The sequence below is a fragment of the Mesorhizobium sp. WSM4847 genome (genome assembly GCF_055811335.1).
Window position 1 is genome coordinate 259,101 of sequence record NZ_JBVVPY010000007.1, and the last position, 22,727, is coordinate 281,827.

The 22,727-nt window shown below is 57.6% G+C and carries 16 protein-coding genes and 1 pseudogene; 9 read left to right on the plus strand and 8 right to left on the minus strand.

The window, feature by feature from the left end; translation table 11 throughout:
- Positions 1 to 10: 10 nt before the first annotated feature.
- The 5 genes from AC0L28_RS13050 to AC0L28_RS13070 all read right to left on the minus strand — a co-directional run bounded on the left by AC0L28_RS13050 (position 11) and on the right by AC0L28_RS13070 (position 6,455).
- Positions 11 to 445 carry a hypothetical protein gene (locus AC0L28_RS13050; protein ID WP_473477833.1) on the minus strand — a complete coding sequence of 145 codons (435 nt, stop codon included), beginning with the start codon at positions 443 to 445 and terminating at the stop codon, positions 11 to 13.
- Entirely contained in the window at positions 442 to 1,857 is a 1,416-nt protein-coding gene (locus AC0L28_RS13055; protein WP_287171301.1) for a GMC oxidoreductase, read from the minus strand. The genes AC0L28_RS13050 and AC0L28_RS13055 overlap by 4 nt, the downstream gene beginning before the upstream one ends.
- A gap of 106 nt (positions 1,858 to 1,963) precedes the next feature.
- Positions 1,964 to 3,376 carry an O-antigen ligase family protein gene (locus tag AC0L28_RS13060; protein ID WP_473477835.1) on the minus strand — a complete coding sequence of 471 codons (1,413 nt, stop codon included), beginning with the start codon at positions 3,374 to 3,376 and terminating at the stop codon, positions 1,964 to 1,966.
- 31 nt (positions 3,377 to 3,407) lie between these two features.
- A complete protein-coding gene (locus tag AC0L28_RS13065) occupies positions 3,408 to 5,150 on the minus strand; it encodes a Wzz/FepE/Etk N-terminal domain-containing protein (RefSeq protein ID WP_473477837.1) in 1,743 nt (580 codons plus the stop codon).
- 3 nt (positions 5,151 to 5,153) lie between these two features.
- Positions 5,154 to 6,455 (minus strand): polysaccharide biosynthesis/export family protein, encoded by a 1,302-nt coding sequence (locus tag AC0L28_RS13070; RefSeq protein WP_473477839.1) that lies wholly within the window; start codon positions 6,453 to 6,455, stop codon positions 5,154 to 5,156.
- A 159-nt stretch (positions 6,456 to 6,614) separates the two neighbouring features.
- On the opposite strand from AC0L28_RS13070, the pseudogene AC0L28_RS13075 reads away from it, so the two are divergent.
- The 5 genes and pseudogenes from AC0L28_RS13075 to AC0L28_RS13095 all read left to right on the plus strand — a co-directional run.
- A pseudogene (locus AC0L28_RS13075) lies at positions 6,615 to 6,851 on the plus strand (transposase); the annotation flags it as partial.
- Positions 6,852 to 7,150: 299 nt separating this feature from the next.
- Positions 7,151 to 8,251 (plus strand): Gfo/Idh/MocA family protein, encoded by a 1,101-nt coding sequence (locus AC0L28_RS13080; RefSeq protein WP_287309992.1) that lies wholly within the window; start codon positions 7,151 to 7,153, stop codon positions 8,249 to 8,251.
- Positions 8,252 to 8,286: 35 nt separating this feature from the next.
- A complete protein-coding gene (locus AC0L28_RS13085) occupies positions 8,287 to 8,904 on the plus strand; it encodes a sugar transferase (RefSeq protein WP_473477842.1) in 618 nt (205 codons plus the stop codon).
- A gap of 83 nt (positions 8,905 to 8,987) precedes the next feature.
- On the plus strand, positions 8,988 to 10,196 hold the full coding sequence (locus tag AC0L28_RS13090; protein WP_473477844.1) for a DegT/DnrJ/EryC1/StrS family aminotransferase: 1,209 nt from the start codon (positions 8,988 to 8,990) through the stop codon (positions 10,194 to 10,196).
- Positions 10,159 to 10,890 (plus strand): acyltransferase, encoded by a 732-nt coding sequence (locus tag AC0L28_RS13095; RefSeq protein WP_473477846.1) that lies wholly within the window; start codon positions 10,159 to 10,161, stop codon positions 10,888 to 10,890. The genes AC0L28_RS13090 and AC0L28_RS13095 overlap by 38 nt, the downstream gene beginning before the upstream one ends.
- 108 nt (positions 10,891 to 10,998) lie before the next feature.
- Here AC0L28_RS13095 and AC0L28_RS13100 read toward each other — a convergent pair whose 3' ends face one another.
- Positions 10,999 to 12,174, minus strand: a complete 1,176-nt coding sequence (locus AC0L28_RS13100) for a glycosyltransferase family 2 protein (protein WP_473477849.1) — start codon at positions 12,172 to 12,174, stop codon at positions 10,999 to 11,001.
- Between the two features lie 153 nt (positions 12,175 to 12,327).
- Between AC0L28_RS13100 and wecB the strand changes: the two genes are divergently transcribed.
- A complete protein-coding gene (gene wecB, locus AC0L28_RS13105) occupies positions 12,328 to 13,467 on the plus strand; it encodes a non-hydrolyzing UDP-N-acetylglucosamine 2-epimerase (RefSeq protein ID WP_473477851.1) in 1,140 nt (379 codons plus the stop codon).
- A gap of 121 nt (positions 13,468 to 13,588) precedes the next feature.
- Here wecB and AC0L28_RS13110 read toward each other — a convergent pair whose 3' ends face one another.
- The gene (locus tag AC0L28_RS13110) at positions 13,589 to 14,491 is read right to left on the minus strand and encodes an FkbM family methyltransferase (RefSeq protein ID WP_473477853.1); all 903 of its coding nucleotides are present in this window, start codon (positions 14,489 to 14,491) and stop codon (positions 13,589 to 13,591) included.
- A gap of 547 nt (positions 14,492 to 15,038) precedes the next feature.
- Between AC0L28_RS13110 and AC0L28_RS13115 the strand changes: the two genes are divergently transcribed.
- From AC0L28_RS13115 to AC0L28_RS13125, 3 genes are all read left to right on the plus strand, one after another.
- A complete protein-coding gene (locus tag AC0L28_RS13115) occupies positions 15,039 to 15,716 on the plus strand; it encodes a class I SAM-dependent methyltransferase (RefSeq protein ID WP_198032775.1) in 678 nt (225 codons plus the stop codon).
- A 765-nt stretch (positions 15,717 to 16,481) separates the two neighbouring features.
- A complete protein-coding gene (locus AC0L28_RS13120) occupies positions 16,482 to 17,693 on the plus strand; it encodes an efflux RND transporter periplasmic adaptor subunit (RefSeq protein WP_473477855.1) in 1,212 nt (403 codons plus the stop codon).
- Positions 17,690 to 20,872, plus strand: a complete 3,183-nt coding sequence (locus tag AC0L28_RS13125; RefSeq protein WP_473477858.1) for an efflux RND transporter permease subunit — start codon at positions 17,690 to 17,692, stop codon at positions 20,870 to 20,872. Before AC0L28_RS13120 ends, AC0L28_RS13125 begins: the two co-directional genes overlap by 4 nt.
- A gap of 851 nt (positions 20,873 to 21,723) precedes the next feature.
- On the opposite strand, the gene AC0L28_RS13130 is transcribed toward AC0L28_RS13125, so the two are convergent.
- The gene (locus AC0L28_RS13130; protein WP_473477860.1) at positions 21,724 to 22,713 is read right to left on the minus strand and encodes an FAD binding domain-containing protein; all 990 of its coding nucleotides are present in this window, start codon (positions 22,711 to 22,713) and stop codon (positions 21,724 to 21,726) included.
- Positions 22,714 to 22,727 lie beyond the last annotated feature (14 nt).

Consider the following 22,727-nt stretch of genomic DNA (forward strand, 5'->3'; position numbering starts at 1 on the left):
CTAAAAGCCCTCATTCGGGGGTTAGCCCTGCGCTTCCAACACTCTTAGCCAGCAATACATCGTGAATTACAAGCTGCAAAGCTGCCTCTGTATTGGTCAGCACATAGCGGCCGTTTGATATGAAACGCGAGTTCTTATAATCATCGAAGATCATAGTTCTTATTAGGCTCGCAAATTCCCCTTCTCGTCCGGAAAAGGTCAAAAGACTTTCTGCTGACCTCACTACATCCTTCGACACATTGATCACCGACTGAACGTCAAAGTTAGGAAGGGGTTGATTAAGTTTTTTTGCGTAACTTTCCCCTATATTATGGATGTCGTGATCGTCGGCATAATTATATATGCCAAACGAAATCGAGCCCGCTGCTAACAATGAGGCCGTGGTAACCAAAGCGCACTTCTTCAGGACTTGACGGCGAGTTCTCCTCTCCTTCATAAGCTTCATAGCTTCATCTCCTTGAGGACGATATCTGCGGTTCTAATTGCTAAAGCACAAATTGTGAAGGTTGGATTGGCAAACCCGTTTGTCGGCATGACTGACGACCCGGCTACATACAGATTTTTCACGCCAAATACCTTCGTAGAGCTATCTACAACTCCAAATTCTGGGGAGGCCGCCATTCTGGTTGTCCCATGTAGATGGCCAACAGCGACTGTATCAACCGGAACCGCTGGCTTGGAGATTGAATGGGCGATGTTCCGGGTGAACCAAGTGACAGCATGCCCCACAAGTTCATCTTGATCCTCGCCGAATGCTAAATTCAAGTCTCCGTCGAGACCTTCGGCAAGTGCCTTTGAACTGATTGCGGAGTTCTCCACTCGCGGAAGCTGCTCCATCCCAAGTGTTGCTTCAAATACAACCGGTGTTAAGGAAAACAAAGACCGGTAGTTTTGTGCCATGATCAACATTTCTTGTGATATTTCGTGTTCCTTCTCGCCTATCTGAAAGTTGAAATCAGCCCATTTGTTTTTCCTAACTAGATCTTCATGTGGCGCAAGGGATACGAATTTCTCTTGGTTTATAAGGCCTTGGCTAAATATTTCCTTTGATACATCTGGGCGAAGAAGGCACTCAAACATTCTGTATTTGTGTGGATGTTCTTGGAGCCATTTCCCAATGTTTCTTTGGGCACCAAGGGCAATTCCGGAGGCGCGTGTAAGTCTTCCTAGAAGCCTGGCATTTCCAACGGCCCCACCACATAATACAATCACATGACCTTTGATAACTGACTTGCTTCCATTATCGCTTTCTATAACGCAACCGCCAACAGATCCATCAGCTTCAAGCAAGTTAACGACAGTCGCATTCTGAATTACCGTAATCAGTTTGGACTTAGCAAGGCCTTCTCCAAACTCGTCTAAAACCCTCACAGGAGGCGAAAAAAAGAACTTTCCAATTTTTGTATTACCCGTGCTCGACAAAGACCTTTCCTCGGCGAAGAAGTCGCTCCCTGTATCTAACTCAAGGTAATGAGCGGCCTTTTCATAATAAGGACGCAGCGCATCTCGGCCTATTGGCCATCCGTAGCTAGGACCCAAGCCCCTGCTTTCGAAAGTTACAGCGCGGGGGATGGCGCACCAGCCACCCCAAACAGCAGAGGTACCGCCAAACTGACGCCGAATATGCAGCTGTGTGAAATCTTGCTGGATCCAATAATCAGCCACAGCGAATGGTGATTTCCTGACATTCCAGCGAGCGTCCGGGTTGTCCTGATTTCCGCTTTCCAGAACGACGACGCGCTGGCCCGCCTTCTCCAGACCCTGTGCTATCGCAATCCCGGCTAAGCCGCTGCCAACTACGATTATGTTTCCGGGGGGCTCTGCGCCCTTGAGGTCTTGAAGGTCTAGAATTGTCATGGTCTTACCAGCGGTGATTCTGTTTCGCAGGGCCGGACTCTGAGCGTTCGGCAGCTCTGCATCGAGATTATTCGGGCCAAACGACCAGACATGCCATACATCCTGGTCACCGGTTGTTACGGGCTGCGCTACGGAAATTGCGGCGGCGCCTCTTTTCCAGGGCGCCGCCCCCTAAATTCTGTCGGCCATCAGGTCCTCTGGAACGGCCAGCAGCCTCGGCACCTTGCTCCCGCAACAGCAAGCTGGCGGCTCCAATGTCGGCACATACTATAAGCAAAGCCAGCCACAATGGGTCGAATGCTCTAAAAAAGGAGCTTTCCATGCCATTATGCAGCATCGCGAACAAAAAAACCGACAGGCAGAGCCACGCACGCGAGGGTTCCGCACGCGCCACCCTTCCGACGGCGGTCAAGCTGAAGAAGATCGCTGTCGCGAATACGGCGAAGCCAATACTCCCCGTCTGCAATATGGTATCAAGGTATCCGTTATGCGCATGCGGCATCTCGGCAACAAAGCCAGGCGCCTCACGCACGCTGGGCGCGTCAGGCCCAACGAGCCAAAACGATTGGAATCCCCAGCCGAACATTGGCCTGCGTTCGATCATTTCGAGCGCAAAGGACCAGATTTCCGTTCGGCCCGTGAACCCAACATCTCCGAAGAAAAAGAGGAATGCATCCTCCTTGCTGAAGTCCAGAACGTTTGAAGCGATGAATACACCGACTATAAGCAACGACGACAGATAACCCATGAGCGCTGCGGGCGAGAATGGCGTTACGATGGAAGCCGCAATAACAATGCCGGCAACCGCGGGGCTGAGCAATGCCAAGCCAAGCGACGTCTTCGACTCGCTCGCAATAAGCAATGTGAGCGCGACCACGACCCCGATGCCTCCCCGCAGGCGGTAAATGACGCCGGTCCTACTCACCTGGTGCAACGCAAAGATGAATGCGAGTGCCGACATCTCCCCCAACAGGTTCTTTCCAGTAAAAAAGCCAGCATGACCCAGTTCGCCTCTCTGCGTCAGGAAAAGGAACGGAAGGTTAAGCAAAGCGGTCAGGCCAAAGCAGACGAAAAGATGATCAGTTGCGATTGGCATCCGTCGCAATGAGACGATGGGAAGCACGGCGCAAACGAATACCATGACTTGCAGGACGTATCTCCTCACGGAGATTTCCGGCGCAATCGACCATGCGACGCTCAGTCCAGCAACCAACAGGTAGACAATGAACCACATAATGTTTGCGGGCAGCGCAAAATCCAGTAGGCGGCGCAAGCTTGCAGCCAAGCCGATGCAAAGGATGAAAAGAGCAGCCCAGAAAAACTGGTTCTCCGGTCGAGAAATGGCTTCGACGCCTTGAACGGGAAACCAGAACAGCAGTAGGGGAGAAACGATCAGGGAGAAGCTACACGCCAGCGCCGGTATCAGGGCGTAGATTGAAGCCGCGAAGTCAGCGGCGCGGCCGTGCGCCGGCTCTCTCACCAAGTCATTATTGCTTGAGTCGGATCTCGCATCCGCCATTATGGCCTTCGTTCAGTATTTGCCCATTACGTCATGTCCCAGTGTAATGGACATCCCCACGCGCAAGTGAACGTTCGATTCTCCACGGTACGATACTTGGGAAGCTTTGAGCAGAGGGCGATTCCGCATACTCCTGAAAGCGATACTTCGAGAGATGACTCTCGATAGGGTAAGAGAAAGGATCGATTGCAATGCGGTTCACCTTATTCAAGACAAAGCCGAGAAAATCATTCTGGTTCATCCCTGCCGCCAATACGGCTGAAGTAAGGAGTGAACTGGGTGTTCGAGCCCATTCGACCACAAGCACGAAAGCGTCAACAAACGTGCGAGCGCACAATAACTCCGGCACAGGCGCGAAGGGTGGCAGGTCTACAACGACGATGTCGTAGCTGTCGCGGCATTCGCGCACGAACGATTGGACCCGTACCGCATCTACGACGGGCGTGCCGACCCCGCCCGCGTAAGGAAGAAAATGGACACCCGATTTCATGTTGATTGCGACAGCCTCTGCTATCGTGCACCGTCCCGCAAGCACATCCAGCAGCCCTGTCGTGGCGCCAGGCTCGAACAGGCGAGTTAGCGAGGGCTTGTATGGATTGCCATCTATCAGTAACACGCGACATCCTGCAACCACCGCAGAGCAGGCGAGATTCGACGCTAACGTGGTCGCCCCTTCCCCTGAGATTATCGAGGTCAGGCCGATGATCTGCCCTCTCCCTCGCCGAAGCGCTGCGGTTCTAATGCGCTTCACCACGAAGGCAAGGTCTGACGAGGGCGACAGAGGCGCTCGCATCAGCCGCCGACTTGTGCGGCGTTCTGGCCAAGCTCTATACGGCGTCCGCGGAAACCTCATGACGGCACCCAGATAGGGTACATTCAACAATCTTTCGATCTGCCGCGGGTTTCGAATGGTCTGATCGAGCGCAAAGCGTAGAGCTGCAGCGCCGATGCCAAGGAGCAAACCGAGTGCAACGAAACCTGCCAACAGCAACGTTCGCGTAGGCCCCTCGCGTCGAATCGGCGGTCCCGCAAGGCTGATGACCCTTGCCTTGGTTCCTAAGTCCTTGACGCGGTCGCGGAGCCAAGCGCTTGCATTGGCCGTTGCAGCGGCAGCGGCATCCAGCTGTTGCGCGAGATAGGCATTCAAAATTTCGTTGACAATCCGAGCGGATTTGTCCGCATCCTGAGACCTGAAGCTCACCTCGATAACTGAACTCATGCCGACGCGCTTCACAGAGAGCATGTTTTGGAAAGCTTGAAGCGCAACCCGTTCCGACCGCTGCTGTCCTTGCAGCGACCCGCTTCCCAGCCCCTCTGCGATGTCACGGAGGGCCACGTATTCGCTAAACGCGTCCAATGTCCGCCGTGCCAGGCTTTTCGCCCCGCTTCCGACAAAATCCAAGTCACGCACCAAGTCGAGGCTGGCAATGACGTGCAAGGCAATCGCATCTGACCGAATGATCTCCACCTGCGTGTCTACAGCCGACACATCAACGTTCGAGACAATTGGAAGCAGCTCCTCGCGGCCAGTTTCAAGACGTGTATTCTCGATCAGGAGGAGGCCGCGTGCGGTGTAAATTGGCCTCTGTTGAAGGACATAGAATACGCCGCAGACCGAGATAACGAGCAAGGTGGCCAACACAAGCCACTTCTGAGCGTACAGGATACGCAAAGGACGCAGGAGATCGACAGGAGGCGCGTGGGCCAAAGCAACCTCGCGTTCTTCCTCCCGTGTCGATTGTGCCACAATACTGGATTTGTCGATCCGATCCATGTTTCACCTACTTGGAACGACCGGCGGCGCTCTCCAATGCGCCATGCCCGATCCACTGCCGCCCAAGCGCGATCCACCAGCAGAACCGGATTCAGGAGCAACTCGCTCGACACTGATGACATCGCCGGGTTCGACCCGCGCGTCATCGTCGACTTGGAACTTGTGCACGCCCGTCGAATCCTCTCGAACAATCTGATACCGGAATCGCATACTCCGCTGGTCGGCAACGACGCCACGAACCGCCGCCCCGGAAAGCTCCGCCTCCCGGATCAGTTCCTCATGCGTCGCTATCTCGCTTTGCACTTCCACGAGTTCGGCGAGAACCTGCTGGATCTCGGTCGCGATATCCTTTTTTCGATCGTCGGTAGCCTTGGCCAGAGCCAACTCAGTCTGGATAATGGACTGCCGCGCGCGCGTGATTAGAACCTCTACGTCCCTTTGGTCACCTTCTATTTGCGCGCTCAATCGCTCGAGAGTTGCTTGGCGAGGCATCAGTGCGAGCCCTTTCTCTTCCAGAATTCGGCCAGCCTCTAATTCCCGTTGCACTGACTTCTGCTGCTTCTGCAAGCTTTCAATCCGGGCTTCGAGCCCTCCGATCTCCTGCGCATATGTTTCAACCTGTGCGTGCAGGCTGGCTTTCTGGTTATCGAATGCGGTCTTCCTGGCGGTGAGGATCGAGGTCTCTCGCGCGAGTTCTGCCGAGGTCACGCCTGCAAGTTCGCCCGGTTCCTCGAGATTCACCTCGATTATGGCTAGTTCGCGCGTCTCGCTCTTAAGTCGCGCGAGTCGAAGCAGGAGCGCTCGACGTTTGCCCTCATAAATGTTCAGGCTGCCTCTGCTGAGAATGGCGTCCCGTTCCGCTCTTAGCGCCTGAAAATCCGACACGCGATAAGGTCCGCCAGCGATACTAAGGGCCGTCAGGATTCTCGTCCCGGGTCGGTAGGCATACTCCCCTGGGTGCTGCACATCCCCTAAAACGTAGAACGGGCGGTACTGTAGTATGTCGATTGAGACATAGGGCGGTTCACGCAGGTTCTCCTTTTTCTGGAGCCGGCTCGAGATTTCCTTTGCGAGATCGGCGGCGCTGATGCCATCCGCCTTCAGTGTCCCGACCAGCGGCAGCGCTAGAGTTCCGTCGTCTCCTACCGCAAGGTCGTCGGACAGAGCGGGCCATTCATAAACCTTGATGCGAACCTTATCTTGCGGGCCTAGCTTGTAGTCGGCTGCGGCGGCTTGGAATGAAATCGGTACAGCAGCACAAAGCAGCACGCCAAACAAAAAGCGACGAACATCTTGGATAGCCATGGATGCAACCTCACCATGCGGTAATCCTGAACCAATCCGGCTCACTGTGCAAATTACATCGAATACATGGGGCTTGGCGGATGTGGTGCAAGCCGTTGAATGACGTAGGATTTGGTTGCTTACGCCGATCCGCGCCACTTCCCGGAGACCACACCCGCCGTGAATGTTCCTACGCTGCCGCTGACCGGTTTGTCATCTGTTCGCGGCAAGTCCGTCGTCGCGCGTTTCGACGGCGGCATGCGGTCGTCCAACAGCGGGGTTCTCGCTCTGGCTGAGGTGGAAAAGCGGCTGCGGGTGGCTGACCGTCTGGCGCGCTGCATCGATGATCCGCGCTGCCCGGACCAGGTCATCCATAGCGTGGCGGATATGATCGGCTTCCGGATGAAGATGATTGCGCGTCTTGCAAAGTCGTCCACCGCGCGCACCCGCACGGCAGCGAACGAGGCCCTGAGCGGGCCCTTCGCGCCGCGGCGCAATCTGACCTCCGCCATTTCTCACCCGCGAGCCTGTCCTGCGCTGCAAGGGCCTGATGTCCCGCACCAGCCTCTGGCGCGGCCGTCCATGGGGTGCCCCGGGCCAGGTGAGCCCGACATCGGGGCGAGTAGACCTGAAATGAATAGACCGTATGGTTTATTGCGCGTGTCCGAAAAATGGAATTGGATGATGTTTAACGCCGAGTAAACGGGGGACAAGCTGTGACCAGCCGTATCCCAATTGCTGTCATCGGGTGTGGATACTGGGGTTCGAAGCACGTTCGCATCGCCTTGGGAATTCCATCGGTACGACTGGTATGGGCGGTAGACGTTCGTCAGGATCGTCTGAATTATATTCGATCAGAGTACAATCGCGTGGCTGTGTCGCGGAGTTTCGACTCGATCCTCGCAAGTGATGTTGCTGGAGTGGTTATCGCAACGCCTATTTCGACCCACTTCGAATTGGCGAAGGCGGCGCTGGAGGCCGGCAAGAACGTTCTGATCGAAAAACCCATGGCTATGACGAGTGCGGAATGCCGCACCTTAATTGCGATTTCTGAAAGGAAATCGCTTATTCTAATGGTTGGACATACCTTTGAATATCATCCGGCAGTGCGTTTTATGGAAGATGTGATCAAGAGGGGAGGTCTCGGCAATCTTCATTATATAAGCTCCCGCCGTCTTAATTTAGGGTTGTACCAATCAGACACCAACGTCCTCTGGGACTTGGCGCCGCATGACTTCTCCATAATTTTTTCGCTACTGGGCAATAGGGTCGAGAAAATCGACGCTTGGGGCTGCGCTCATGTATTTCCCGACGTTGAAGACGTTGCGTATGCGATGGTTAAATTCAGCGGTGGAGTTAAGGCACATCTGCATGTGTCCTGGCTTGACCCTGTGAAGGTGCGGCAAGTCACGGTGGTCGGCAGTGAGGGCATGCTGGTTTTTGACGATGTTCTACCTGCCGAAAAAGTGCGTGTTTATGACAAATGTTTCAAGCCGACCACCACGAATGGCGATTCCTACGCGGACTTCGTTTCGGCGTATCATCATGGAGACGTCCATATCCCCTCGATTGCAGTTGCTGAGCCATTGAAGCTCGAGTTTTTGGACTTCGTCACCGCCATCAGTACCGGCAAGCAGCCGCGCGCGGATGGGCGCTCAGGGCTACGCGTTGTTCAGGCACTCGAAGCGGCCTCCAAGCGAATCCACCATCAGACAATCATTCGAAACGCCGCTAAGACGCCGCCCAGGACAGTCCTGCCGCCGATTCGGAAAGTTGCGGCAGCCCACAACCCGAACGTCTTCAACAAGATCCAATGACTCGGCCAATAAAACGCCCCGCTCTGGCACGCGGCGTGATCGGAAAGCGCGTCCTTGACGTAATGCTGGTAGGGATCGCTTTTATAGTGCTCGCACCAGTGTTTCTCGTGCTTGCCCTCGCCATTCGCATTGACAGTCCGGGGCCGGCGATTTTCAAGCAACAGCGCGTCGGGAGGAATGGCAAGATATTCGTCTGCCTCAAGTTTCGCACAATGGTGCAGGGCAGCAGTGACCAAACACATCGGCGTGCCATACAGCGCCTGTGGGCTGGGGAGCGAATATCAGACGACCCTAAGGCTGAGTTTAAGCTGACGAACGATGCTCGTGTCACCTCGGTTGGCCGCTGGCTAAGGCGCACGAGCCTCGACGAGTTGCCGCAGTTGATCAATGTGCTCAGAGGCGAAATGAGTATTGTCGGGCCGCGCCCGGCCATCCCCTACGAAATCGACTATTTTCAGGAATGGCACCACGAGCGCCACTCGGTCAAGCCCGGCATCACGGGCTTGTGGCAGGTCCGAGGACGTGGCCGCGTTGGTCCAATGGAAATGCTCCGGCTGGATGTCGAGTATGTGCGAACGTGGACGCTCTGGACCGATCTCAAGCTCATTGTACTCACTATCCCAGCGATGCTGCGCGCACTGGGGGCACGTTGAAGCAGGAGTCGCCGGCGCGAGCGGCTGCGACTGAGGTAGAACGGCCGATCCATGGCGTGGATTCGAGAACTTGGGAGAAAGTGATGGCAATCCCGCTTGTAGATCTCACCGCGCAATATGAGTCTATCAAGCAAGAGGTCGATGAGGCCGTGGCTGACGTTATGAGATGCGCGTGCTTTGTTGGTGGCGAACAAGTCGAGGCCTTCGAGGCTGCTTTCGCATCCTATTGCGGCACACGCTACTCAGTGGGGGTGTCCAGCGGAACTGACGCCCTCCGCATCGCGCTGCAGTCACTTGGCATTGGCCAGGGCGACGAAGTCATAACGGCTCCGAACACCTTCATGGCAACAGCGAGTGCGATCGTGGCGGTGGGAGCAACGCCCGTATTCGTCGACATAGACCCGGCAAGTTACACGATCGATCCGGAGTTGATCGAGCGAGCCCTGACACCCATGACAAAGGCGATAATTCCTGTCCACCTCTACGGCCAGGCAGCCGACATGGGCCCCATCATGGACATCGCGCGCAGATACAATCTTCACGTGATCGAGGACGCCGCCCAGGCGCACGGCGCGGAATATAACGGTCGCCGGGTTGGGTCAATCGGTCACCTTGCCTGCTTCTCCTTCTACCCCGCCAAAAATCTCGGCGCCTATGGGGACGGCGGCGCGATAACGACCAGCAACGAAACTTTGGCAAAGCGAATCCAGCGGCTACGCGACCATGGCCGAGTAAGCAAGTACGTCCACGCGGAGATCGGATCGAACAGTCGTTTGGATACGCTGCAAGCCGCAGTGCTAACGATCAAGCTTGGCTATCTCGACCGCTGGAATGGGCGCCGGCAATTGGCTGCTCAGTGGTATGCCTCGGAATTGTCAGATGCAAACGTCGCTCTCCCCGAGTTGATGCGTGGCCGAACGCACGTTTACCACCTATACGTCGTACAAACCGATACTCGCGACCGCTGCTGCACGCATTTCGAGGCCATGAACATCGCGACCGGCGTCCACTATCCTCTGCCCCTCCACCTCCAGCCTGCATTGGCGTACTTGCAATATCACGAAGGCGATTTGCCACGGGCTGAGCGCGCCGCCGGTCGGATTCTCTCGCTTCCTATGTTTCCCGAACTCACTCGCGGACAGGTCGCCAGCGTCGCCGCGGCTTTGAGGCTGGCAACAGGCGTCGCCCATGGGGACGATCCCGCGCAGACGGCTGTTCTCGACAGTTGGACGGGCACTCCTGGGAGGACAGTTGATGAACAGGACAAGCGAGTGGGCGGTCGTCCAAACTGATCTGGTCGGCTCCAATGTGACGATCGCCGAGTTTGCGGTCGTGAGGGGCGGAGTAGTGATCGGAAACGACGTCGTTATTCACCCCCACGTCGTTCTCGAACCCGGGGTGATAATAGGAGATGCCGTCGAGATTTTTCCCGGGGCCTACATCGGAAAAGTTCCCAAAGGTCCAGGAGCCCTCACCCGAATTCCGCATTTCGTCCCCAAAGTCGAAATCGGCAGTGGCTGCTCGATCGGGCCGCACGCTGTGATATTCTACGATGTCGAAATAGGCCAATCGACGCTGCTGGGAGATGGTGCGTCTGTTCGAGAGCAGACTCGGATAGGTTCCGACACAATCATCGGACGTTACGTCACCATAAACTACAACACACTTGTTGGGAATGGAGTGAAAATCCAGGACCACACGTGGCTTGCGGGCAATATGACGATCGAAGATGGGGTATTTATCTCGGGCGGAGTAGGAACCTCGAATGACAACGCAATCGGGCGGAAAGGATATGACGAGGCGCGCAGCCGAGGTCCATACATCGAACGCGGGGCTGCAATAGGCGTGGGAGCGAATCTATTGCCCGGAACGAGGATCGGAGCGTATGCGATCGTTGGCGCAGGCGCCGTAGTTACAAGAGATGTCCCTGAACGTGCCGTCGTCATGGGCGTGCCCGCACGAGTCGTTTTGAAGGATGGCTACTGACCGAAGGGGATGAGTTGGTCTTTGCCGCTGCATTTCGGCGGGCGACACACGGCACGAGCGCATGATCGACCTGCTCGTCGTCCTCGCTGGAACGTGGCACGACACCGTTTAGTCTCGTTCAGAGCGTGTCCACGCTGACACATTTCCGAGGAGATAGTTGAAGACGATCAAACCTACGGTGCCGCTATGCCTCGGTAGCGCCATGACCTCGCGCCAACCGACGAGGTCTCTTGCCACGAAATACCAGCAGATTGCTATGGCGACAGCCAGAAAGAACATGCCAATCAAGCTGACGCTGAGCGCGACAATTGAAGCCGCGGCAATTGCAAAAAAAAGTCCGAGCGTTTGCAGTGCAAGCAAGACTGAAAGAGGTGGCACCATTAAATCCACAGCCAGCGCAGACATCTGTAATGAACGATGCCTGAGCGCGTCGCCCATCAGGCCTGGAACGGCGCCTTTCAACAAGGCAAAGAAGCCATGAATCCATCTCCGTCGCTGCGAGTTGCGCCCTTTCTGCCTCCGGGGAAACTTGCTGGTTATTCGGGCGTCGGCGCAAAACCATGCCGGGACTCCGCTACGGGCCAGCTGAATGCCGAGCAGAACGTCCTCTGCGAGATGTGCAGTACCAAGATCGGCCATACGAGTGACGCTCCACGGGAGGGCCATACCCGAGCCCATCAGGTGACAGGGGAAACCAAGATTGGCGAGTCCGGAGGGTCTGACGAGTGTCCGGATTCGCCAGGCGAATTCCGCGACACGCGCACTGCTGTCACTGTCTGGTGGATTGCTCATGACATAGCAGGCTTGAATTGCACTCGATCTTTCAACACAGGCGCGCGCCATGCAGGACAGCGCTCCGGGATCCAAAATGCAGTCGGCGTCAAGGAAAACGATGACGTCGCGCGGACCGGTCCGGGCGATGTGTCGGACGCCGGCCTCCAGAGCATACCCCTTCCCTATATGGCTTTCGTCACGCCGGACCACGACCTCAACTCCTGCGGCCTTTGCGACCGCTTCGGTTTCATCGTTGCAGTTGTCAGCCACCACGACCAGCCGGTCGGCAATAGTCATCTGTTCCCGGGTGCACGAAAGCATTTCCCCAATCACGGCAGCCTCGTCGTGAGCGGGCACAAGGACAACGACGGGCGGACGGTCATCCGCGAGGTGCATCTTTCGTGGCCGCAGGAAGAAACACGCAAATGTCTGCAACAGCAACACCGAAGCAGGAATCAAGAGAACGGTATTGACGAAGATTACGAAGGACACGGCCAATTGCCCGACCACGATCACCCTCCGATGCAGACGGCCATCGCAATGCCGATGGCACAATCCAGCGTCGCCCCGCAATTCCGACGGAAAAGAACCCATGCCCAACGGCTAGTGTAGGCTTCCACCCGAGTGCGCGCTAGCGCAAAATTCCTATGATGGAGAAGCTGTATGATGTGGAAAGCAGCAGTTATTTTCGGCACTCGACCTGAGGCAATCAAGCTTGCGCCCGTCATTCTGGCATTCGAAAAACATCCTTCAATCGAGACGATTACATGCAGCACGGGCCAGCATCGTGAAATGGTTAGCCAAGTTTTGCAAAGCTTCTGCATCAACCCAGCGGTACAAATGAACATAATGCGGAGCAATCAGACGCTATCTCAGCTTAGCAGCCGACTGCTGGAGGCTATAGACGATTTTCTTCTCGCAAAGCGTCCTGACCTCGTCATTGTACAGGGCGACACCACCACAGCTTTTTGTGCCTCCCTCGCTGCATTCTACCACGCGATCCCGGTCGTTCATGTAGAAGCCGGCCTAAGAACAGGCAATATTCAGGCCCCATGGCCAGAAGAAGCAAACAGAGTCATGATAAGTCGGCTGGCGTCCCTCCACTTTGCACCGACCGAGGGCGCTGCACTGAATCTGTTGAACGAGGGAATACCAGAAGAGTCGATATTGTTAACTGGAAATACCGTTGTAGATGCGCTTCTGTTCGCGTCTGAAATGGTTAAACAAGTGATTCCACCGGTTCCCGGAATTCCAGAAGACTTGCTCGATGGAAGGACACCCGTCGTACTGATCACCGGCCACCGCCGGGAAAGCTTTGGCCCACCCTTTCGGCGAATTTGCCAAGCGATTCTTTCTCTCTCCACCCGTTTCCCGAACTGTCACTTCGTCTACCCCGTTCATTTGAATCCGAACGTAAGGGCGCCCGTTACGGAGATCCTTGGCGAAAGGGGAGAGCATCCGAACATTCACCTTATCGAGCCGCTTGCGTATCTTCCCTTTGTTCGGCTTTTGAAAACGTCGGCTTTGGTTCTGACGGATTCGGGAGGAATCCAGGAGGAGGCTCCCAGCCTGGGTAAGCCTGTGCTCGTGATGAGGGACACCACAGAACGGCCTGAGGCTATTGCATCCGGAGCAGCGGAATTGGTTGGAACGGACACGTCACGGATCGTTCAGGCTGTGAGTTCCTATCTGGAAGATGCGGAGCGGTGCAGACCGAAGCCGTGGGTTCGCAGCCCTTTCGGCGACGGAAAGGCTGCAGATCGCATCCTAACCAGGTGTGTCGAGTTCCTCGATCGGCGTTAACCTGACAGGTGCCGGTGCACATCCGGGTTAGCAGGACGATACCGAGCACACTTCGGCTCAGTGATCGGCCCTGCAGTTCGTCGCTGCGTGCCAAGTGCTAACTTGTTTTCCGTATTTTGCATTAAGCGAAGAAAGACTCGATGCGAAGTTGTGAATTGTCATCACGTGTCAACAAGGTCTCAATCAGCAAACCGCGTTCTTGTGTGATGTCAATAGGCCTAAGCCTTGTGAAGCCGACGCCCGGGACGACTTCCTTGTAGACAAGCTCGAAATGATTCGAGTAACCCGCGTTGATGAGCTGACGCTTTATAGCACCAAGATCAAAACCGCCTGCCTTGAGCGATTCGAAGTTGATCTCCATTGCAATCAACGGAGAATGTTGTGTTAGTACATCCTGCATTCCATCGAATATAAGGGGCTCCGCGCCCTCTGCATCAATCTTTATAAAAGTTATTCGCTTTCCGTACGATAGGTTTTCATTCAATATTGAATCTAACGTTTTGGACTCGACCTTGATTATCCCTATGACCTCTGCCGCAGCGAGATAATTCGGGAAACTACTGGTGTTTCCGAGCATTTGAGTTAGCGAGAGATCGATGTGTCCCGTCTTGTCACCGAGGGCGACAGGGAAAACCTCGATTTGCTCGAAACCATTCCTGTCGCGATTGACCGCCAAAGCTTCGAATGCCCTCGGATCTGGTTCGAAAGCAAGCACCCTTCCGGTCGCCCCTACCGCCTGCGCGAGGAGGCAGCTCACATATCCCTTATGAGCGCCAACATCAATGCAGACTTCGCCCGGCTTCACGGCCGCCTTGATGATGCTGCGCAATGCTGGTTCCCACATGCCGCCCGCCGCAACAATTTCGCGATCAACGAACTGGTTCGGGTCCAGCATCATCCAAAAACCATCGCTGGTCTTAACCCATTTCGGGCTTGTGAACCCAACCAATCGGTAGGTTCGAATTGCATGACAAACCGCAGCTTTGACCGGTCGCACCGCTCGGATAAGTGCACGTGCCGCCATTGGTCGCCCTCCAGAGGACGCATTGCCGCATCAGACCTGCTTAGCCGTTCGTTGTCAAACTAGATGCCGCAATGGGCCGGCGCTCCTCGAAGGGATCGTCGAAGTCGTCTGGATGTCGAAAAGTAAGAACGTTGCTATCGGTCTTCATAGCGTATCCCCCTTCGGGAGGTTCTGGCAGGCTTTGTCACCCGCCTGGATACGCCGCCTTCCTCAAACCGTCTTCACCCAGCTTCCGCCATAGCTCCCGACAGGTTTGGCGATGCGTTCGCGGAAGCCGGGCAGCCAGTATGGGCTGTAGGCGAAACCTATTGCGTAGCGAGTTCGCCCCAAAACCACACGCCTCGGCTCGGGCTCGACATAAGCTCAACTGCGTGTCAAAATCATTGTGCGGTCGGGCATTTTTCAATCAGAGAGCGCCCAAATGGCATTGCATGCAAAGCCTTTGATACGCGCGCTTCTCCCTACTTCGGTCCGGCGGAGAGCACGTTCTGCGCTCAATCGGCTGATCTGGGCTCGCTCGGGGCTTAGCGTCAAGAGTGGAAGCGAGTTGGCCTTCTGGCAGGGCTGGTTTTCTACGCACGGAATAGAGCCGGAAACCGATTATTACCGTGCATTCATGCTGGCAATGGGGGGACTTGCCGATGCGGAGTTTTTCCGGGAAAAGTCGTGCATCGACATAGGGTGCGGTCCTAAAGGCTCGCTTACTTGGCTGGACGGAATAGCAAAGCATGCGATCGGGATTGATCCGCTGGCGTCGAGATACGAACTATTTAATATTTCTAGTCACAATATGCTCTATATCGCAGCACGTGCCGAGGAGTTGCCACTTCGTAGTTCCTCTGCCGATGTCGTCTTCAGCATGAACAGCTTAGACCATGTCGACGATTTGGAACAGGCATGCGGTGAAATTCGACGTGTACTTAAACCGGGCGGGCATTTCATCGGCAGCTTGAACCTTGATGAGCCTGCAACGCCGACCGAGCCCTGGACGCTGACCGAAGACTATCTAGAGCGCCATCTCTTCCGGGGCTGGACACCGGAATTTAGGCGCGTCTGCCCTCGTTTAGACTCGGAGGAGCATTGGGGCCCATACCGCTACATGTTTGAACGACCTCCTTTGACCATGAACAATGACGGCCCCCGAGCCTTGTGGTGTCGCTATCGGAGCGATGGCTCCGAGGGGGTTGAAAGAGGTGGGACAAAAATGGGCAAAAAATCCAAGTAAATCAACGGCCACAAAAGCCGATGGTGGGCCCGGAGGAGGTTTGGGAACCATGAAAAATCAAGTACTTGGAAATCAGTGGGACTGCCGAGTGTTCAAATCTGCTCCAATGTTTTTCAATGTTTCTGTCCCACTATAACGATCAACGCCTCGCTCAGATTCACGCGTGAGCGATGAAATCCTGCCGGTATTTCAGTCTCACATGAGGGGTCGCGGTAGCGTCACTTCTCTAATTGCAGAGTGCATCCTTCACGATTGTCACGCCACAGCAGCACGCTTCCGATAAGGTGCTTGAACTGTTCGACCTCACCCTCGTTCGCGCCATACATGCGCCGCTTATCGACGATCTTTTTTCCAAACTGCAGGAGAGACGTGCGGACGTGCGGTTGTCACGTCCCAGTGCTATGCAAGTGGTGCAATGGTGCAATAGCGTTTTCGGAGTGTAGCAAATGTCCAATCTGCCGATTTCATCGAAGCCTATATCGCCGCCTATAACCGCAGAATGAGAAGCAGGTCGGACCTCAACGCGCGGGAGCGGCCCTGTTCCTCCCGACAGAACCGCCGCACGTCGGGATGCGCAATGGCTTGTCAGATCCGCTTTAGCTCGAGCGCATGGCGATGCCTACGCAGCGGATAAACGCGAGATGTGCGTTCGCGCTCCCCGGTTAGCCGCTTCCTGTCAATGCTTTCAAAAAATTGATTTGTGCGGCACACAAGCTGCCTAGATGTTACGGACTTCGCATGAAGGACCGATTACGAGGGGTAACCATGGTTCACACTGCACGCCTCCGCCACGATTCTCTGGCCGCCCCCTCCAGCAGAAACGTCCCTGCAAAATGGCTCGCCGCCGCGGCCTTCGCGGCGATCGGCTTGCTCGCGGCCCCGGCCGCACAGGCGCAGGAAGCGCCTCCCGCGCCCGTCGTCACTGTAGCCAAGCCGCTGGTGCGCGATATCGTCGAGGACGATGAGTTCGTCGGCCGTTTCGAAGCTGTCGACCAGGTTTCGCTGCGCTCCCGCGTCGGCGGCTATCTCGACCAGGTCCATTTCCAGGACGGTACGCTGGTCAAGCAGGGCGACCTCCTGTTCACCATCGACCAGCGGCCGTTCAAGGCGGCGCTGAACCAGGCGCAGGCGCAGGTCGACTCGGCCAAGACCCTGGTCGAATTCAGCAAGATGCAGTTCGAGCGCGCCGAGACCCTGTCGCGCGAAGGCAACATACCGGTTTCGACACTGGACGACCGCCGCCGCGAATATCTCGCCGCCCAAGCGCAACTGGACGGCGCGGAGGCGGCACTTGAAAACGCAAGTCTCGATCTCGAATTCACCGAGATCAAGGCGCCGTTTTCCGGCCGGGTCGACCGCCGGCTCATCTCGCCGGGCAATCTGGTGCAGGCCGACCAGACCGTGCTGACCACCATCGTCTCGATCGACCCGATCAACTTCTATTTCGACATCGATGAGCGGACCTACTTCTCTTATGCGCGCGACGCCCGCGAGCGCGGCGGCGTCATGCAGGAAGGCGCCGGCGGCGTCGATGTTGTCGTCCGTGTCGCCGACCGTGATGAAGCGACGTTCAAGGGCAAGCTCGACTTCGCCGAGAACCGTCTGGACGAAGCTACCGGCACGATGCGGGCCAGGGCGCGCTTCGACAACAAGGACGGCGTTCTGCAGCCGGGCATGTTCGGCCGCATCAACGTGCCCGGCTCGTTGCCGCATCCGGGCGTGCTTCTGCCTGACGAGGCGATCGGCGCCGACCAGAACCGCCGCATCGTCTTCGTTGTCGACCAGGCAGGCCTGATCTCGGCCAAGCCGGTCCGCACCGGCCCGCGCATCGACGGCTATCGCGTTATCCGCGAGGGCCTCACCGGCGAAGAGACAGTGGTAATCAACGGGCTGGTGCGAGTGCGGCCGGGCGTCACCGTCAAGTCCGAGATGACCAAATTGCCGCCCAAGGTTGAAGCCGAAGGGCAGACGCAATGAACTTCGCGCATTTCTTCGTCAACCGCCCGATCTTCGCGGCGGTGCTGTCGATCGTGCTCGTGCTCGTCGGCGGCATCGCTTATACGCAGCTTCCGGTCGCGCAATATCCCGAAATCGCGCCACCGACCATCGTGGTGCGCGCCTCCTATCCGGGCGCCGACGCCGAGACGGTCGCCGCGACCGTGGCGACGCCGATCGAACAGGAAATCAACGGCGTCGAGCACATGCTCTACATGTCGTCCTATTCCTCCGGCGACGGCTCGATGTCGCTCACCATCACCTTCCGCCCCGGCACCGATCTCGATGCGGCCCAGGTGCTGGTCCAAAACCGCGTCTCGATCGCCGAAGCGCGCCTGCCGGAAGAGGTGCGCCGGCTCGGCATCACCACGGCGAAAAGTTCGCCCGACCTGATGATGGTCGTCCATATGCTGTCGCCCGACGACACATATGATCAGCTTTACGTCTCGAATTATGCGCGTTCGCGCGTGCGCGACGTCCTGCTGAGACTGGACGGCGTCGGCGACGTGCAGATCTTCGGCGAGCGCGAATATTCGCTGCGCGTCTGGCTCGACCCGGAAAAGCTGTCCGCCTACGGCATGACCGCAGGCGACGTAGTCGAGGCGCTGCGCGACCAGAACGTCCAGGTGTCGGGCGGCTCGATCGGCGCGCCGCCGATTGGCGACGGCTCGGCCTTCCAGTATACGGTCACCACGCAAGGGCGCTTTGAAGACGCGCGCGACTTCCGCTACGTCATAGTCAAGTCGGCCGAGGACGGCCGCTTGATCTCCCTGCAGGACGTGGCGCGCATAGAGCTCGGCGCCAGGGACTACGTCACCAATTCCTATCTCAACAACAAGGCGGCGGTGGCGCTCGGCATCTTCCAGCGGCCGGGCACCAATGCCTTGGCCTCAGCGGAAGAAATCCAGGCGACCATCGCGGAGCTTTCGAAGGATTTCCCGAAGGGGCTGGCCTACGAGATCATCTACAATCCGACCGAGTTCATCGCCGAATCCATCAACGAGGTCTATGTCACCATCGCCGAGGCGATCCTGCTGGTGGTGATCGTCATCATCGTGTTCCTGCAGTCGTGGCGCATGGCGATCGTGCCGATCGTGGCGATACCGGTCTCGCTGATCGGCACGCTTGCCGTGCTGCTCGCCTTCGGCTTCTCGCTCAACATGCTCACTCTGTTCGGGCTGGTGCTGGCGGTCGGCATCGTTGTCGACGACGCCATCGTGGTTGTGGAAAATATCGAGCGGAACATCCGGCTGGGGCTCGCTCCGCGCGCCGCTGCGCACAAGACCATGGATGAAGTGGGAAACGCGGTCCTCGCGATCTCGCTGGTGCTGATCTCCGTCTTCGTTCCGGCGGCTTTCATTCCCGGGATTTCCGGCCAGTTCTACCTGCAGTTCGCCATCACCATCGCGGTCTCCACCGCGATCTCCGCATTCAACTCGCTGACGCTTTCGCCGGCTCTCGCCGGCGTGCTTTTCAAGCCGCACAGCGAGGAACATTCGAACTTCTTCCTGGCAAGGTTCGGCCGCGCTCTGGCGAACGGGTTCAACAACGGGTTCGACAGGATGGCGGACGGCTATGCCTGGCTGGTGCACAGACTGGTCGGCACGACTTTGGCGCTTGCCGCCATGCTGCTCGTTTTCGCAGGCCTGCTCTACGCGACCTATCACATGCTGCAGACGGTGCCGCGCGGCTTCATCCCCAACATGGACCAGGGTTATGCGATCGTCGTCGTGCAATTGCCGGAGGGCTCTTCGCTCGCCCGAACGGACGCAATCATCCAGAAGGCGTCGGATATCATCCGCGAGACGCCGGGTGTCGCCAACGCCGTCGCCTTCGCAGGATTCAACGGCGCGACATTCACCAACGCCAGCAATTCCGGCGTGATCTTCGCGCCATTCAAGAGCTTCGAGGAACGGCTCGAGAGCGGCGATACTTCCGACAAGATCATCGGCACGCTGTTTGGCAGCCTGCAAAGCATCCAGGAGGCCTTCATCATCGCGCTGCCGCCGCCGCCAGTGCGGGGCATCGGCAACTCCGGCGGCTTCAAGATGATGCTCCAGGAGCGCAACAGCGCCGACATGCGGCCGATTCTGGCGCTGGCCAACGAAATCGCCGGCAAGGCCAACCAGACGCCCGGGTTGATGGGCGTCTTCACCACCTTCTCGGCCTCCAGCCCGCAATTCTTCCTGGCGATCGACCGCGACAAGGCGCGCATGCTGAACGTGCCGATCCCCAACATCTTCGAGACGCTGTCGATCAATCTAGGCACCGCCTATGTCAACGATTTCAACGCCTTCGGTCGCGTCTACCAGGTGCGGGCGCAAGCCGACCAGGCTTTCCGCATCGATCGCGACGACATATTGAAGCTGAAGGTGCGCTCGGCGGCCGGCGACCTGGTGCCGCTCGGCACACTGATCGAGATCCGCGACGTCACCGGTCCCTCGCTCGTGCAGCGCTACAACATGTATGTCTCCGTGCCGCTTCAGGGCAATGCAGCGCCTGGTGTCGCCACGGGCACGGCGCTCGACCTGATGGAGGGGATCGCAGCCGAATCGCTGCCGCAGGGCACTTCCTTCGAATGGACTGAACTCGCCTTCCAGGAGCGGCAGACCGGCAACACGGCAGTCTTCATCTTCGGCCTGTCGGTTCTGTTCGTCTTTCTGGTGCTCGCCGCGCTATACGAAAGCTGGATTACGCCCTTCGCCATCGTGCTTATCGTCCCGCTCAGCGTGCTGGCCGCCCTCTTGGGCGTCGCCTTCCGCGGTCTCGACAACAACATTCTCGTGCAGATCGGGCTGATCGTGCTCATCGGCTTGGCGGCGAAGAACGCGATCCTGATCGTCGAGTTCGCGCGCCAAGGTGAGGAGCGCGGCCTTGACGCCGTCGAGGCGGCTGTCGAGGCCTGCCGGCTGCGGCTGCGGCCGATCCTGATGACGGCATTCGCCTTCATCCTGGGCGTGGTGCCGCTGGTGATCGCCAGCGGGCCTGGCGCGGAAATGCGCCAATCGCTCGGCACGGCCGTGTTCTCCGGCATGCTGGGCGTGACGTTGTTCGGCCTCTTCCTGACGCCGGTCTTCTACGTTGCTCTGCGCAGGACATTCCGGCGCAGGCGGCCTGAAGCCGGCCCGACCCTGGCTTCCGAGAGCGGCGCGGCCGAGTAGACGCCGAGCCGATGAGGCGCCGGGTTCAGGCTGAAGCCAGACCGGCGGGTTCCTGGATCTCGCGGAGGGATGGATCGGCGATCCATCCCTCGAGCGGATCGAGATGATCCGGCGCGCCGTATCGCTCGCTTCGCATCGTTCACCCCCAGGCCGTCTGGATCGCGCAGAAAAGCGCATCGAGCCGATCGCCGCTGGGGTCGTTGGCCGACCGACGAACAGGAGCAAAAATAGAGGATAGAAACAGGCACAAGATCGCTTCTCCTGCCCTTGGATAGACGTCGGCCATAAATTATTGATATTGAGCGACAATGGTGGGCCCGGACAATGTCTAAGAATTATTGATTTTATTGGTTTTTTCATTGGCAAGTTTCGAAAAACCCTCTCGCATCGTTCCGTATTGCTCCGCGATTGATGGCAACGTCGAGCTGAGCTATTCACTCCTGGTGGCACCGTGCACGCTCAATGGCCGGTTGCCGTGAGCCGCGTGCCAACCGTCGTCACGGCGCTCACAGAGAGACGACTTGCTACCCAGAGTTGAGTTAATCAAACCCACAACAGTTGATTGTCGCCTTCCTCCACCAATGTCATGAAACTTGATCCTGCTCTAAGGACTCAGGAAGCATATCCGAGCGCTTATGCATACGTGCGGATGGACGTAGGAGTCATCAGGCCCGACGACGCCGGCCGTGGCGGTACACCAGAATGTTGCGGTCGAACTGTAGCCTGCGTTGAAGTCGACGCCGCTCCCGTAACCTGTCCCGGGTGCGCCCTTGGAGCGCAACCGTCGGCAGACTGCCGGCGCCGCGTGTGGCTGCGAAGTTGCCGAACCCATTTTGGACAGCCCCAGGACGCTAGCCCGCGGCAGCGGCCAGGATCGTGCGGCGAACGACCGTCTCCAGCACTGGCACCTTGTAGCCGTTCTTCGCCAGCGGGGTAGCGCCGGCCACCGCGGCACGGGCCGCCTGTCGCGCCAAGTCGTCGGTAAGCCTGTTGCCGATGAGGAGACGTTCGCTTTCGACGGCGCGGCGAGGCGTTGGTGCGACCCATCCCATGACGATCGAAGCATTTTGCACTGTCTGGCCCTCCATCGTCAGCACCACCGCCACATCGCAGATCGGCCAGTCGTAGCTGTCGCGCTCGGTCTGCTTGCGGTAGGCGGCCTTCGCCCCGGCGTTCAGCGGCGGAACGATCACGCGCGTCATAACCTCGCCAGTCTCGATCCTGGCATCGTGAGCGCGCTGCATTTCGGGTGGCAAGAAGAAATCCGAGAGCTTTACGACGCGTGAGCCGTTGGCGCCGCCGGCCAGTTCGGCGCTTGCATCATAGGCGACCAGTGCCGTCGCCGGCGTCGAGGCTTGGACCATCGCGTTTTTGTCGTTGTCGAAGATCGCGTGGTGCTGGTTCTCGTCAGCGCCCCTGCTCCCCATCTCATCTCCACCTTCGCCATGGAAATGATCGTGCCGAAAATACCAGCAGCGCGGCCGCTGCAGCAGATTGCCCCCGATCGTTGCGGCGTTGCGGACCTGCGGCGTCGCCGCATGTCCGGCAGCATCCGACAGCGCCAAGTAGCGCGCGCGGATCTGTGGATCGTTGTCGATGCGGTCCAGCGTCACAAGTGCGCCGAGCGACAGCCCGTTTTCCGTGTCGACTTCGTCGAGACCGCGGATGGTCTTCAGATTTACGAGTCGCATCGGCGCTAGAGTCCCTTCCTTCATCAAGTCCAGAAGGTCGATCCCGCCCGCCTTCGCGATGACGGGGCGTTGCTCGGTGCTTTCGGCAAGCAGACCTGCTGCCTGCTCGACCGTCGTGGCATCCACCCATTCGAAGCTGTTCATGGCCATGATGGACTCCTTCT

Coding starts and splice junctions, on each gene's coding strand:
- AC0L28_RS13095 (WP_473477846.1), top strand. CDS start 10,159: ATGAACAGGACAAGCGAGTGGGCGGTCGTCCAAACTGATCTGGTCGGC.
- AC0L28_RS13130 (WP_473477860.1), bottom strand. CDS start 22,713: ATGGCCATGAACAGCTTCGAATGGGTGGATGCCACGACGGTCGAGCAG.
- AC0L28_RS13050 (WP_473477833.1), bottom strand. CDS start 445: ATGAAGCTTATGAAGGAGAGGAGAACTCGCCGTCAAGTCCTGAAGAAG.
- AC0L28_RS13120 (WP_473477855.1), top strand. CDS start 16,482: ATGGTTCACACTGCACGCCTCCGCCACGATTCTCTGGCCGCCCCCTCC.
- AC0L28_RS13070 (WP_473477839.1), bottom strand. CDS start 6,455: ATGGCTATCCAAGATGTTCGTCGCTTTTTGTTTGGCGTGCTGCTTTGT.
- AC0L28_RS13110 (WP_473477853.1), bottom strand. CDS start 14,491: ATGGCGGCACGTGCACTTATCCGAGCGGTGCGACCGGTCAAAGCTGCG.
- AC0L28_RS13055 (WP_287171301.1), bottom strand. CDS start 1,857: ATGACAATTCTAGACCTTCAAGACCTCAAGGGCGCAGAGCCCCCCGGA.
- AC0L28_RS13125 (WP_473477858.1), top strand. CDS start 17,690: ATGAACTTCGCGCATTTCTTCGTCAACCGCCCGATCTTCGCGGCGGTG.
- AC0L28_RS13090 (WP_473477844.1), top strand. CDS start 8,988: ATGGCAATCCCGCTTGTAGATCTCACCGCGCAATATGAGTCTATCAAG.
- AC0L28_RS13065 (WP_473477837.1), bottom strand. CDS start 5,150: ATGGATCGGATCGACAAATCCAGTATTGTGGCACAATCGACACGGGAG.
- AC0L28_RS13060 (WP_473477835.1), bottom strand. CDS start 3,376: ATGGCGGATGCGAGATCCGACTCAAGCAATAATGACTTGGTGAGAGAG.
- wecB (WP_473477851.1), top strand. CDS start 12,328: ATGATGTGGAAAGCAGCAGTTATTTTCGGCACTCGACCTGAGGCAATC.